This window comes from Marinobacter maroccanus, from assembly GCF_002933275.1.
In the GTDB taxonomy this organism is placed as follows: domain Bacteria; phylum Pseudomonadota; class Gammaproteobacteria; order Pseudomonadales; family Oleiphilaceae; genus Marinobacter; species Marinobacter maroccanus.
This window is the reverse complement of sequence record NZ_PSSX01000023.1, coordinates 1-13,847: the sequence shown is the minus strand read 5'-3', so window position 1 is coordinate 13,847 and position 13,847 is coordinate 1. Positions and strand designations below refer to the sequence as shown.

Annotated in this window: 11 protein-coding genes; 5 read left to right on the top strand and 6 right to left on the bottom strand. The window is 55.6% G+C overall.

From position 1 onward, the window contains the following. The first annotated feature begins 191 nt into the window (after positions 1-191). Positions 192-1,784, top strand: a complete 1,593-nt coding sequence (locus KEHDKFFH_RS18005) for a BCCT family transporter (RefSeq protein WP_104323189.1) — start codon at positions 192-194, stop codon at positions 1,782-1,784. Positions 1,785-1,845: 61 nt separating this feature from the next. Here KEHDKFFH_RS18005 and KEHDKFFH_RS18000 read toward each other — a convergent pair whose 3' ends face one another. The 4 genes from KEHDKFFH_RS18000 to KEHDKFFH_RS17985 all read right to left on the bottom strand — a co-directional run bounded on the left by KEHDKFFH_RS18000 (position 1,846) and on the right by KEHDKFFH_RS17985 (position 5,642). Next, positions 1,846-2,793 carry an alpha-L-glutamate ligase-like protein gene (locus tag KEHDKFFH_RS18000; RefSeq protein WP_104323188.1) on the bottom strand — a complete coding sequence of 316 codons (948 nt, stop codon included), beginning with the start codon at positions 2,791-2,793 and terminating at the stop codon, positions 1,846-1,848. Between the two features lies 1 nt (position 2,794). Then, the gene (locus KEHDKFFH_RS17995) at positions 2,795-4,312 is read right to left on the bottom strand and encodes an inactive transglutaminase family protein (RefSeq protein ID WP_104323187.1); all 1,518 of its coding nucleotides are present in this window, start codon (positions 4,310-4,312) and stop codon (positions 2,795-2,797) included. Then, positions 4,309-5,106, bottom strand: a complete 798-nt coding sequence (locus KEHDKFFH_RS17990; protein ID WP_104323186.1) for an ATP-dependent zinc protease family protein — start codon at positions 5,104-5,106, stop codon at positions 4,309-4,311. Before KEHDKFFH_RS17990 ends, KEHDKFFH_RS17995 begins: the two co-directional genes overlap by 4 nt. Positions 5,107-5,252: 146 nt before the next feature. Further along, the gene (locus tag KEHDKFFH_RS17985) at positions 5,253-5,642 is read right to left on the bottom strand and encodes a hypothetical protein (RefSeq protein ID WP_104323185.1); all 390 of its coding nucleotides are present in this window, start codon (positions 5,640-5,642) and stop codon (positions 5,253-5,255) included. A gap of 288 nt (positions 5,643-5,930) precedes the next feature. Here KEHDKFFH_RS17985 and KEHDKFFH_RS17980 point away from each other — a divergent pair, with 288 nt between their 5' ends. Both KEHDKFFH_RS17980 and KEHDKFFH_RS17975 read left to right on the top strand, forming a co-directional pair. Then, the gene (locus KEHDKFFH_RS17980) at positions 5,931-7,406 is read left to right on the top strand and encodes a DNA recombination protein RmuC (RefSeq protein ID WP_104323184.1); all 1,476 of its coding nucleotides are present in this window, start codon (positions 5,931-5,933) and stop codon (positions 7,404-7,406) included. A 5-nt stretch (positions 7,407-7,411) separates the two neighbouring features. After that, the gene (locus KEHDKFFH_RS17975) at positions 7,412-8,266 is read left to right on the top strand and encodes a hypothetical protein (RefSeq protein WP_104323183.1); all 855 of its coding nucleotides are present in this window, start codon (positions 7,412-7,414) and stop codon (positions 8,264-8,266) included. Between the two features lies 1 nt (position 8,267). Here the strand turns inward: KEHDKFFH_RS17975 and KEHDKFFH_RS17970 are convergent, their stop codons facing one another. Next, positions 8,268-9,287, bottom strand: a complete 1,020-nt coding sequence (locus tag KEHDKFFH_RS17970) for an AraC family transcriptional regulator (protein WP_104323182.1) — start codon at positions 9,285-9,287, stop codon at positions 8,268-8,270. Between the two features lie 195 nt (positions 9,288-9,482). Here KEHDKFFH_RS17970 and KEHDKFFH_RS17965 point away from each other — a divergent pair, with 195 nt between their 5' ends. Together KEHDKFFH_RS17965 and KEHDKFFH_RS17960 are read left to right on the top strand one after the other, a co-directional pair. After that, a complete protein-coding gene (locus tag KEHDKFFH_RS17965) occupies positions 9,483-10,604 on the top strand; it encodes a CaiB/BaiF CoA transferase family protein (protein ID WP_104323216.1) in 1,122 nt (373 codons plus the stop codon). A 117-nt stretch (positions 10,605-10,721) separates the two neighbouring features. Then, a complete protein-coding gene (locus KEHDKFFH_RS17960) occupies positions 10,722-13,388 on the top strand; it encodes a penicillin acylase family protein (RefSeq protein ID WP_104323181.1) in 2,667 nt (888 codons plus the stop codon). Positions 13,389-13,703: 315 nt separating this feature from the next. Here KEHDKFFH_RS17960 and KEHDKFFH_RS17955 read toward each other — a convergent pair. Beyond that, positions 13,704-13,847, bottom strand: a 144-nt coding sequence (locus tag KEHDKFFH_RS17955) for a transposase (RefSeq protein ID WP_146084236.1), incomplete at its 5' end; no start/stop codon positions are given.

Genomic DNA, 13,847 nt, shown 5'->3' with positions numbered 1-13,847 from the left:
ACGCGGGATCCTGCTTCGATTGGTCCGGACCTTGGCTGGTCCGTTGTCGATCATGGTCTATGATAAATATCAAGGCGGCTAAAATAATCGTAGTTTTGATGTTTTGAACTCAAAACATTATGATAACGCGCTTGTAATGTTTGAACTCCGATTCTGAATAAACGAATTATCAACTCAGGAGGCTCCATAACGTGGGCAAGGTAGTCAAAGACGAATATTCGACGGACTACGTGGCCGGCCAGGACAATATCACACCGTTCGGGCTGGATCTCCACGCACCGGTATTTCCGATCACGGCGATACTGGTTGTTGCGTTCGTAATAGGGACCCTGATGTTTCCCGGCGAGGCGAAAGAGCTGCTGGATGGAACAAAATGGGACATTATCGCGACGTTTGACTGGTTTTTCCTGATCAGTGCCAACATCTTCGTAGTGGTGTGTTTGGCGTTGATCTTCCTGCCAATGGGTAAGATCCGTATTGGCGGGCAGGACTGCAAACCTGAATTCTCTACAATTTCTTGGTTCTGCATGCTTTTCGCGGCTGGCATGGGAATTGGTCTCATGTTCTGGGCCGTTGCTGAGCCGGTGGCCTACTACACAGGCTGGTATGAGACACCACTCAACGTAGAGGCGGGCACGAATGAAGCCCGCAATCTTGCAATGGGCGCGACGATGTACCACTGGGGCCTGCACCCCTGGGGCATTTATGCGATTGTTGCTCTTTCCCTGGCATTTTTTGCCTTCAATAAAAACATGCCGCTGACCATCCGCTCTGCTTTCTTCCCCCTGTTGAAGGATAAGGTGTGGGGCTGGCCTGGCCACGTGATCGATATTTTGGCAGTTGTAGCCACCATCTTTGGTCTCGCGACGTCCCTCGGGTTCGGTGCTCAGCAGGCGGCTTCCGGGCTCAATTACCTGTTCGGTACAGGCGCTGGTACCAATGTGCAGATGGCGATCATCGTCGGCGTGACAGCGCTTGCATTGATCTCAGTGCTTCGGGGCCTCGACGGGGGCGTGAAGATCCTGAGTAACGTCAATATGGCCGTCGCCGGCATTCTGCTGTTGTTCGTGATTTTCGCTGGTCCAACCATGACCATCCTGGAAACTCTCTGGGTAACTTCGTCCAATTATGTTGGTAACGCTTTGCAGCTCAGCAATCCGTTTGGCCGTGAAGACGAAGCCTGGTTCCAGGGCTGGACTGTGTTCTACTGGGCATGGTGGATTTCCTGGTCACCGTTCGTTGGCATGTTCATCGCGCGTGTTTCCAAGGGACGCACCGTACGTGAGTTTGTTACTGCAGTGTTGATCGTTCCGACCGTCATCACAGTCGTATGGATGAGTGCTTTCGGTGGCGCTGCTATCGAACAGATCCAACAAGGAATTGGCGAACTGGCAGAGAATGGCTTGACCGAGGTTTCCCTCGCGACGTTCCAGATGTTTGCAAATCTTCCGCTCACTGGAATTCTGTCATTTGTCGGCATCATTCTGGTGCTGGTGTTCTTCGTAACATCATCAGACTCCGGCTCGCTGGTCATCGACAGCATTACTGCCGGTGGTAAGACTGATGCACCGACTGCTCAGCGTGTGTTCTGGGTTGTTGCCGAAGGTGCGATTGCTGCTGCCCTGATCTTTGGTGGCGGTGAGGACGCACTGGGCGCCATTCAGGCAACCGCAATCAGTGCAGGCCTGCCGTTTACGGTGGTTCTCCTGATCATGACCTGGGGTCTGCTCAAGGGGCTCAGTCACGAGCGGCAACTACTGATCGCACGGGGCGAACTCACGTAAACGTGACCTGAAGAACGAAAACCGGGGCTTCGGCCCCGGTTTTTTTGTGCCAGGTAAAAACTCAGCTACTGGCGAATGTGTCCATGGCGAAACGGGAGCGTTCCAGCGGCGTGAAATGTGGCCGCTTGAGCGACTCGATGGCCCGGAGACGGGGCAGCAGGCCGCGACCGTTGGCCATCTGGATTGCCAGCCCGGGTCGGGCGTTCAATTCCAGCAGCAGTGGCCCTTCGTTGGCGTCCACCACCAGATCGACTCCCATGTAGCCAAGGCCGGTTGCCTCGTAGCATCGGGAAGCCATTTCCAGCATCTCGTCCCAGGCTTCAATCTGGATGTTTTCCAGCGCCAGGCCGGTGTCCGGGTGCAGGGTGATCGGGCGGTTGAACTGAACCGCGTTCAGGCCTCGACCAGAGCCGATATCCAGACCAACACCCACAGCGCCCTGATGGAGGTTTGCCTTACCGTCAGATGCGGTTGTAGCCAATCTGAGCATGGCCATCACGGGGTAGCCCTGAAAGACGATAATCCGGATGTCGGGCACACCTTGGTGAGAATACTTCGCCAGTGATGGAGCAGACTCCACCAGGTTTTCCACGATCGCCACATCCGGCGTGCCCGCGAGTGAGTAGAGCCCGGCCAGAATGTTGGTCAGATGACGTTCCAGGAATGGAGAATCGACGCGCGAACCAGACGCCTTTATGTATTCATCGCCATCCCGACCGGTAATGACGGTAATGCCCTTGCCGCCGGATCCTTTCGCCGGTTTGATGGCAAAACCGGCCAGATCCTCTGCCATTTCCCGGAAGTGGGATATTTCATGCTGCTGGCGAACAACCTGAAGCAGTTTCGGGGTTTTTACGCCGTACTCGGCAACCACCAGTTTGGTCTTCAGTTTGTTGTCGACCAATGGGTAGGAAGAGCGCTCATTGTAACGGGCAATGTAGTCGACATTGCGCCGGTTCATATTCAGCATGCCCAGTCTCTTCAGTGATCGCGGCGATATCCAGTCCATGTCAGTCGTACGCCTTCATTGGCGTAAAGCGCCTCAGCTCGCTGAGCTTGTAGCCGGTGTACTGACCCATCAACAGGATCAACCCGAGGATAACAAGGTGCAGCTCCGGGAAGTTGAAGGTGAGATGGCCGGCCAATGGTGCGCTCATCAGCAAATAGGCGCAGATGGCCACAAACAGACTGCCGGCGCCCTGGACCATGACCTCGTGTGCGCCTTCTTCTTCCCAGAGGATGGACATGCGCTCGATGGTCCAGGCAATGATCACCATCGGGAAGAAAGTCACCGTCATGCCGGTGTTGAATCCCATCTGATAGCCGATGATGCTTAGGCCAGCGGTAATAAAAATAACCAGGATGATCAGGGCGGAAATCCGTGATACCAGCAACAGGTTGAGACTGGAAAGGTAGCCGCGCATAAGCAGACCAATGGACACTACCGAGAGGAAAGCGATCAATCCCGGCACCAGAGTCGTCTGGACGAACGCCACGGCGATCAACACGGGCATGAAGGTGCCAGAGGTGCGAATACCGATGACGATCCGCATGAAAGCGACCATCAGTGCACCCAATGGCAGCAATAGCAACATGCGGAACATGCTTTGTTCTTCTATGGGCAACTCATAAAAGCTCAGGAAACCGAGGCCGTTGGAGGCGGACTCCATGGTTGCCAGCTGAAGGGCGGGAACCGTTTGCCTGAGCATTGAGAAGCTCACTTCTGAGTTTTTGCCACCCACCACATCAAGCAATGAGGCCGCGCCCTGGCGCCAAAGCAGGAGGTCCTCAGGCACGCCCTGTTCCGCCGTTTTGGGGTTGAAGGTGAGCCAGCGTTCGCCGTTGTAGATTTGCAGATAGGGCATCAGCTGTTGCCGACGGCGAGCATCCTCCAGCCTCAGTCCATCCGCTATTCTGGCCGCAATACCGCTGTGGTTGAGCATGTCGACCAGAAGGTCCAGGTAGTTCTCTTCCGAGACCAGCAGGGTTGTGTTCTGTGTCCGTGTATCTGGCTGCATAAGCCGGATCAGTTCACGGGTCATGCTCTCAGGGGTGCTTGAACGGGCCTTTGCCTGGTCCAGAATTTCCTGCACGGCGGTTGCTTCGGGTTCTTCCCAAAAGGTCCTCGGTGTTCTGGGTTCACGCACCGGGATCTCCGGCTGGGCGTTTGGATCCGGGATAAACTGAGCTTTGAAGTACAGGGTTTGTGGCCCGGAGACTTCACGCTTGCTCCACTCCGCTCGGCGACTGCCAGAGCTGTCGATGATGGAAAAGCCGTAGCCGGGTGACGCCGCCTGTTCGGTCAGGATCCGGAAACCCGGGGGCTGCTCAGGAATATTGAGGCTGGCAAGCACCGAGCCGTCGCCTGCGTCAAAATCAATTCGTGCCTCCACCATCCATACAGGTCGCTGCTCGCCTGTCAGCCAGGGAATGCCAAGCTCAATGTGTCGCCAGACGGCGAGGGAGATGCCCGCGGCGATCAGGAGAAAAACGGCGATGTAAAAGGGCAGGCGCGAGCGGGTGGTCACGATTCGTTCCCGTTGCTGTTGCGGATGGATTCGGGTAAGTCGGTTGCGTACTCCTTGCCGACATCGACCAGCATCACGTCACGCAGAATATTGCGACCGATCAGAACTTCGTATGTCAGGTTGGTTCTGTCGGCAAGTGTAAACTCCGCTACCTGCTGGTGATCGCCGATAAAAAACTGAAGCTCGACGACGACACGGCGCTCTGCTTCTTCAGCGCTGGCCTGGATAACTCGAACGCGGCGGGAGATCTCTTTTTCCAGTGTTACGAACTTGTCGGCACCGGGAACAGGTACATCAAACCGCACCCAGTTGTTGCCGTCCCGCTCAAACCGAGTAATGTTGCGTGCGTCGATTGAGGAGGTTTCAGCACCGCTGTCAATTCGAGCCTTGTAGATCAGACCGGGACCTGCGAGGTAGAAGTTTTCGACCTCTCCGACAATAACTTTGCCCTTGAGTCGATCTGCGCGGCCTTTCGAATTGTCTATTGTGGGGCATTGCTTCTGGGCCTGCACCGGCGGGCACTCGGGTTTTTCCACTTGGGTGGCAATCGCGTCCAGTATGGTTTGAGTCGATGAGCGGTTTTGGGCAATGGCTCGCTCGTGCCTTACCGCTGCGTTTTCTTCCATGGTAACGAGCGTCGCACGCTGACTCTTGACGGAGCCCTGGAGTTCATTCAGGTCAGTTTTGGGAACCATGAAATAGCGGTCTGCCGAGCACCCCGTCAGCAGAAGAATGCCTGCAATTGCGGTGACGGTAAGCTTAGGCAGTCCAGCCCGATACCATTTAAAACCCATGAAGAACCCCTGAGCTGGCAGCCTGTCACGCCCGAATTCGGGCTACCGTGACGGTCTGTGCGTGTGAAACCGAATTAATACGGAACGGGAGTATACAACATCCAACCTGTGTGGTTGATTTACAGATGGTTAAGGGGCAGTAGTGTTTACCGTGACAGAAAGTGGCCGTCACCAAGAACCGTTTCAGCACGCAGGTATTCCTGAATAACCGGCGAGCAATTGAGGTAGAACAGCAGAAGTTCGCGCTGTACATCCTGGTCCTGAATTCGAGCAGCAAAGCTGATCAGTTCCCGGATTTCCTCGTCACTTTCAGATTTGCTGGAGGGCATCCCGAAACTCTTGCCATAACGGGCTTTCAGCAGATTGGTAAGACGCTCGAGGTGAAACTCGCCTGTGTGGGTGATGTGAGGAAGGATTCGGAATCCTTCCTTGTTGGCGGTCGAGCGGGTGCCGAACAAACCTGCCTGGCGGTCCTGGCCGGAGCAGTCATTGTGCAGAAACTCCGCCTCCAGTTTTCGCCACAGTTCTTTCAGCATGATCTGTTATCCGTTTCTGATCTGGTTCGGGCCCGGTTTGCGGTTAACAAAGGGTAATAACCACTTGGCGGGTGAACATTTTACCCTTTTAGACGATATTACGTTGGCCGTCCAGAGACAGATGCCCGGGCTTTAAAATATTGCCAAACAGTCGAGGTCCTTATCGGCGGTGCCAATCAGATTGACGGTGCACCGGGCAAAAGGTTCCTTTCGTGGGGTAGACTGTTCTGCAACAGAGAAATGCTGACTGTTCAATCAAACACAGAACCTCAACAGGAGTAGTACCAGGTGCCTGAAGCCATCACAGAACTGATCTTGTCCCGACCTGATCTGATGGCGGGGTTGATGGTTGTGTTAATTCTTTTGGTCATTCTGAAAGGGCTTTGGGGCAGGAGTAGTCGTCTTGAGCAGGACGTCGAGCATTGGCGGCAGCACGCCGCAAGCCTCGAAAACCGGCTGGCCGGGCTTGAGTCGGATCTGGAGAGCCGGAAAGAGCGCCTGGCGCAGCTGGAAGGAGAGCGTCAGAGCCTGCAGGCAAAGGCGGACGAGCTTTCCGGGGCGCTGGGCGAGGCCCGTGTTTCGCTCCGGGAACAGGAAGTGACGATTGATAAGGAGCGCCGATCCGCCAATGAGAAGCTGGAGCTTCTGGAACGCAACCGTGATGCCTTGAAGCAGGAGTTCGAGAATCTGGCCAACAAGATTTTCGAGCAGAAAAGCGAGCGTTTCAGCCAGCAGACCCGCACCAGCCTTGATACTCTGCTCAATCCATTCAGGGACCAGCTGCAGGACTTCCGCAAACGGGTTGAGGACGTTTATACCACCGAAACCCGTGACCGTCAGGCGCTCCGTAGTGAGATCAAGTCACTGCAGGACCTGAACCGTCAGATAACCGAGGAAGCATCCAATCTGACCCGGGCGCTGAAGGGCGACAAGAAGATTCAGGGCAACTGGGGCGAGCTGATCCTTGAGCGGGTACTGGAAAAGTCCGGTCTGCGTAAGGGGGTGGAGTATGACACCCAGGGCAGCTATCGCGACAGCGACAACCAGCTTTACCGGCCGGATGTCATTGTCCATCTGCCAGACAGTCGCAATCTGATTATCGATTCCAAGGTCTCACTGGTGGCCTACCAGCAGTGGGTGACGGAAGACGAGGAGTCCGGGGTCAAAGAGGAGGCTCTCAAGCAACATGTTGAGGCCGTGAGAAATCACATCCGTACCCTCAGCGAAAAGGATTACAGCCAGCTCCACGGCCTCCATTCACCGGATTTCGTGCTACTGTTCATGCCGATAGAACCTGCTTTTGTGGCAGCATTTCAGCAGGACGAGAACCTTTTCGCAGAAGCCTTTGAGCGAAAGATTATTGTGGTAACTCCAACTACGCTATTGGCAACACTGCGAACCATTGAGAACATCTGGCGGTACGAGCGCCAGAGCCAGAACGCCCGGCAAATCGCCGAGCGGGCTAGCGCCGTCTATGACAAACTCAGGGTGTTTGTTGAGGCAATGGAGCGTCTGGGCACGCAGTTGCATACCGCCCAAGGAACCTATGATTCGGCAATGAATACTCTGACCCGCGGGCGCGGCAACCTGATCTCCCAGGCGAATCGCTTTGTGGAGCTGGGTGTTAGGGTGAAAAAGGAATTGCCGAAGGGAATCATGGATCAGGCTGAGGTAGACGACACTGAAGATTTCCATCATTCCGGGGACAACGACCTGCCTGATTCAGCGGAACAGGCGATTGGTGCAGATAACGAGCAGGAGTAGATGCCATGGCAGTATTATTTGGAACAGGTCGCTGTTTTGCCCTTGGAGCCGTATTGGCTTCCATGCTCCTGGCGGGACCCGCGCTGGCGCTGGCGCCCGAGCACGAAACCCGCAGATTGATGTTGGCTACCGAGGAGGCCGTTGTTGCCGAGAATTGGGGCGAGGCTGCCGAATATCTGAACCGCTTACAGCAACTGGAAGGGGAAAAACCAGCCGATTACTTTTTTTACCGGGGCCGGGTGATGCTGCAGTCTTCTCACCTGAACGAAGCCCAATCTGCTCTTGAAACCTATGTGAGCCGCGCCGGCGCCGAGGGTGCCCATTATCAGAAATCCCTGCAGCTGATCACCTCTATTGAAAAGACCAGAAAGCAGAACGCTCTGGCGCCTCAGGCAGCCGGTGAGAGTGAGCAGGTCGCGGTCATTGAGCCTGCGGGTGAAGGCCGTATTGAGTCCTTGCGCAAGCTATACCTGGCAGATTCAGACCGGGAGGCTTTGACGCTTCATATCAACAGTCTGCTCGAACTGGCCGGCTGGCGCCGTGATCAGGCGGTGGTGCGGCTCGACCGACCGGCGGATGCGGAATATCGCATTGGAACGCAGGGAGACGAGATACAGATTCAGGAAATCAAGCGCGCCGAGGACGGCCGGATACTGCGAAGCACGGAGCCAATGTCGGTGTTTGGTATCAATCCCAGGGTTGAGTGGCGTTGCGAGGCGGCTGTTTCAACCTGCTGGGTCTACGATCCCAGAGACGGTTCCCGTCTGTTACAGTTGGCCGCCAACCGTGAGCGGGCCCAGGAAATCGCCGAGACGCTGGGGCAACTGATCCGTACGCTCCAGACCCCCTCGGGATCCTGAGTCAATTCGAGAGGTCTCCGCGCTCGCCTTCGCGATATGCACCGGGTGTTACCCCGGTCCACTTCTTGAAGGCCCGGTGAAAGGTTGATGGCTCGGTGAAACCGACCTTGGCGGCGATGTCGTTAATGGGAAGTTCCTGTCGGCTCAGGTAGTAGATCGCCATATCCCGCCGCAACAGATCCTTGATTTCCTGGAACGAGGTATTCTCCTGCTTCAGCCTACGCCGCAGTGTCTGCGGGCTGGTGTGTAGTTCTGCGGCAATCCATTCAAAATCCGGCAACGGCTTCGAAAAATCCCTGCCGATCAGAGCCCGGATGCGTCCTGTAAATGTATTGCTCTCGTCTGGGCGGGATAGCAGGTCGGCCGGGGAGGTCTTCAGGAACTGCCGCATCTCCGGCTTGTCCCGGATCACTGGCGCCGACAGGAAGCGCTTGTCGAAGGTAAGGGCGATCTTGTCGGATTCGAACGCCAGAGGGCAGTGAAAAATGTGCCGGTACTCGTCGCCATGGGCCGGCCTGGGGTAATTAAACTCGGCCTTCTCCAGCTCGATGGGTTGGCCGATCAGCCAGCTGCCCAGGCGGTGCCAGATCACCAGAATGCTCTCCCGCAGGAAAAAGCTCGGGTCGTTGATCTCGCCCTCCATTCGGGCCACCAGTTGAGCCTTGTCTTCGCCAATCTCGAGTTCCATCGACACCATGGGCTCAAACAGGCGGGAGAACTGAAAGGCTTGCCTGTAGACCGACTCCAGGTTGGGGCAGTCAATCACCAGCGCACACATGGTGGCAAAAGTCCCTGTTCGGGCCCGTCTGGGCCCCAGCCCCATGAATTCATCTCCCATCCGGTTCCAGAGCACCTGCATCAGATGACTGAACTGGTCACTGCTGACCCGGGCCATCTCGATACGTAACAGATCGGGAGAGATTCCTGCTTCCCGAAGCATTTCGCGGGTATCAAAACCAAGTCTCTCGGCACCCACAAGGGCAGCCTGAACAAAGTGCTTCGAAACCGTCAGATCGGACATCACGCTCGCCATTCCATAAAAACGAAACCCATCATAAAACCCCGGCAGAACAATGCAACCGAAGCCGTTCGGTCGAGCTGGTAGAAACGGCCAATCGGAATGACGGAACCGGCAGTTGGCCCCATTGGCAAAACCGGGCAGCATGAAGGAAACGAACGCTGTTGCGACAACTCTGAGAATAAAAAGGAGATCATCATGGCGGGTCCTCTGACGTCCCTGAAAGTTCTGGATTTCAGTACCTTGTTGCCCGGCCCCTACGCCACCATGCTGCTGGCAGACATGGGGGCAGATGTATTGCGTGTGGAAGCACCGGGCCGAGTGGATCTGACCCGGGTAATGCCACCTCACGATGCGGGCGTGAGCACCGCCCACGGTTTTCTGAACCGTGGTAAGAAGTCTCTCGGGCTCAACCTCAAAGAGCAGGGGAGCCGGGAGAAAGTTCTGGAACTGGTCAAAGACTACGACGTTGTTATTGAGCAGTTTCGCCCGGGCGTGATGGACCGGCTTGGCATTGGTTATGAGGCCCTGAAGGCCGTAAACCCCCGCCTCATATACTGCTCCATCACCGGTTATGGCCAGACCGGCCCCTACAAGGACCGCGCAGGCCATGACATCAATTATCTCTCCCTGGCGGGCGTCAGCAGCCACTGTGGCCGGGCCGACAGCGGCCCGCCACCCATGGGTATCCAGATAGCGGATGTGGCAGGCGGCTCCCACCATGCCGTTATGGGTATCCTGGCTGCTGTAATCCATCGGCAGCAGACCGGAGAAGGGCAGTTCGTAGATATCAGCATGACCGATGCCGCCTTTGCACTGAATGCCATGGCCGGGGCGGCCTGCCTGGCGGGTGGCGAGGAGCAGAAGCCAGAGAGCGCATTGCTCAACGGTGGCTCATTCTACGACTACTACCAGACCAGCGACGGTCGCTGGCTCTCGGTGGGCAGCCTCGAACCCCAGTTCTCCGCTCGCCTGTGCGACACCCTCGGAATACCGGACATGAAAAGCCTCGCCATGAGCCAGAAGCCCGAGCATCAGCAGCAACTCAAAGCCGCCATCAAGGAAAAAATTGCTGCGAAACCGCTGGCCGATTGGCAGGAGGTTTTTGCTGATCAGGATGCCTGCGTGGAACCGGTTCTGACCATTTCGGAGGCCGCCGAACATCCACAGCTGAAGGCCAGGGACATGGTGATTGGCGTTGACAGGGGAGACGGCACTCTACAGCCGCAGATCGGGTTCCCGATCAAGTTCGAAAAAACGCCATCGGAAACGTCCCGGATCGGGAAAATGCTTGGGGCTGATAACGATCACTTTCTTTAGAAGAAAATAACGTGAATAAGTGTTCAGTTTTGTCTGGCTGAAAAGGAGGGCTCTGCTAGTTTTATAAATGTCACCGGAAGCGGTGGAACCGTAGTGAACAAATACAAGGACAACACTATGAAACTCAGGAAAACCCCGAGTGGCAGGCATGCCCTCAGTCTCACCGTCGCCCTGCTTGGCAGTACTTTGCTGGCGGGCTGTTTTGATAGCGACAATGACTCTTCTGGACCCTCACAGACAGAGGTGGACCCCAATCTCTTTCCCTCGGATGGTCAGCTAGAGGCGACCATCCGTCGAACTACGGGCGGCGTTCCTCACATTGTCGCTGACGACCTGAAATCTGCGGCTTTCGGGCACGGTTATGCTCAAGCTCAGGACAACGTTTGTATGCTGGCAGAGGCCGTAGTTAAGGCCCGAAGCGAGAGAGCAAAGTATTTTGGACCGGGACCTGATGCGGGATTTGGCGTCGGTATCAATATAGTCAATGACTTCAGCTACAAGGCCCAACAGATTTATGCTGGCGCTGAGGCCGAGTTCCCCAACCTGAGCCCGGAGAGCCGTGCGCTGATTGAGGGTTTCACTGAGGGTTACAACCGTTACGTTAATGAAACGGATTCTTCTCAGTTCCCTGCGGAATGTGCGGATCAGGACTGGGTTAAACCGATAACACCGGTGGATCTGCTGGCTCATTATCGCATCGTTGGTCAGTACGCCAGTGGTGCGCTGTTCGCCACAGGGGCGGTTTTCCTCGCAGTCCCTCCGGGAGAGAGTCCGGCTCCGACACCGGTAAACTCGGTGACCAATGTTGAGGAAGTAAACAAACTTCTCAAGAGCGTTGTGGCTACCGCAGAGGCTGGCGCGAAATCACAGACCAATTTCGCGGATATGGGCCTTGCCAGTAACGCTTGGGGTATTGGTGGCGAGTTGACCGAGCAGGGCCGGGGCGCTCTCTTGGCGAACCCCCACTTCCCTTACACAGGACATCGGCGCCTCTACGAGGTTCAGATGACCGTGCCGGGTTACCTGAATGTTCATGGCGCCGGCCTTCTGGGTACGGCGATCCCGTTGATCAATTTCAATGAGAATCTTGCCTGGTCCCACACGGTGACGACCAGTCGCCGATTTACCTGGTATGAGCTGGTACTCAAGGATGGAGATAATCTTACCTACGTCAAAGATGGAGTTGAGAAGCCGATTACAACCGAGACCTATCAAATCGAGGTCGATTTGGGGCCTCAGACAGTTGTACTGAAAAGAACCTTCTATTTCTCCGAGTATGGCCCGATGATCGCGGCGAACGCTGTGAGTGGTCAGCTGCCGGCCTGGGGCGACAATGGTGCGCTGAACACTTCCTCGATGGTGGCTCACACCTATCGTGATGCCAATGCCAACACTGGGGGGCTTCTGGACACCTGGTTGGGCATGAGCCGAGCCAGCAACCTTGAAGAGTTCCAGAGTGTCTTCCAGAACTGCGGCTCAACCCTGTGGACCAACACCACCTATACGGATGACCAGGGTAATGCGTTCTACATCGACAGCAGTTCGGTGCCGAACCTTTCCGAGAAAGCCATCGCGCTTGTGAACTTCAGAAGGGCAGGCAGTGCAGCATACGCTGGCCTCTTTGACCAGGGCGTTACCTTGCTCGACGGCAGACTCTCCCAGGAGGACTGGGTGGATACCGCTTGTGGTCCTTTGGTGCCTTATGACCAGAAGCCAAAACTGGTTAGATCGGATTGGGTACAGAACTCCAACAGTAGCTATTGGTCAACCAACCCGGACGAGTTCCTGACGGGTTTCTCGCCCCTGTTCGGCGATGAAAAGGCGCCAATCAATCCCCGTACCCGCCTTGGTATCAAGATGCTGCAGAATCTGATGGAACCGGGCTTTCCGGATGCGCCGCTTCCGGCTGGACAGGACGGAAAGTTCAGTGCAGAGGAGTTGATTGGAGTGATCTGGAACAACCGCGCATGGTATGCAGAGCAATTCCTGCCGGAACTTCTGCAGCGCTGCGATGCCATTGGCACTACGGCAGTGAATGGCGTCGATCTGTCTTCCTGGTGCCAATCGCTAAGCACTTGGGATGGCCTGTACAATCGGGATAGCGTGGGTGCTCATATTTTCCGGCTGTTCATGGCTAATTACCGAAACGATCTGGATTCAGATCTAACTACGCCATTCAGCCCGGCCGATCCTGTAGGCACGCCTGCGGATCCATCCGAAGAGAATGCAGGGACAGCGAGCGACACCATGCTTCTCGCGCTTGCCGATGGCGTGACTGCTTTGCAGTCTCAGGGCATTTTGCCGACTGATGCACTGGGCGACCTGCAATATTATCGAGCTTCTGGCGGTGTTGTTCCTGGCTCCGGCGGGACACCCGTTTTCCAGACTCAGCCAATCCCCTGGCACGGTGGCGATGGCAACATTGACGGCGCCTTTAATGCGATCGGTGTTGTGACAGATCCGTTCCTGGAAGATACCCGATTCCCGAGGATTGCACCGTCAACCATCGATAACACTGCAGGGCTGTCAGACGGATCTGATGGCATTGATGGCTGGCTGATGGCTAGAGGTACCAGCTGGCACTTCGGGCTGGAATTCACGGACAATGGTCCGGAGGCTTATGGCCTTGTGAGTTATTCCCAGTCTACGGACGCCATGTCACCATTCTTTAGTGATCAGAGCGAGCAGTATTCCAACAAGGACTACCGCCAGTTGTTCTTCACTGAGGAAGATATTCAGGCGAACCTGTTGCCGCAGGGCGAGACTGTTATTTCTTCAGATTAAGACTCAAACCAGGATGAAAACGCCGCGCTCTAACGAGTGCGGCGTTTTTGCGTTGCTATTAGTTATGCCGTTTAGTTCAAGCAAGAACCCCATCTAGCCACGCGTAAGGCGGGAAAACCCCTGCTTTTTAGCCACCTTTCCTCCGCTACACGCATGCCCCCTTTGGCTATCTGAGCGTCGTCAACCATCCTCAAACTTTATGTTTGTCCCGATAATGTGAGCCTCTGCATTGCTGCAAGAGTCCTTGGGTGTGGCGGCTCTTCGATATGTTGATTGTTCGTCTCTGACTCATGTCGGGCATCCCAAAAAAAAGGTTCATCGCGCTTTACCGGGAAGCGCTGCTTTTATCTTTAGGAAGAAGTAATCGTTGTCCCGGTAGCCATAAGCCATCCGCTTGATCACCTTGATCTTGTTGTTCATTCCCTCCAGCACACTGGTGTTCATCCGATAGACCGCACT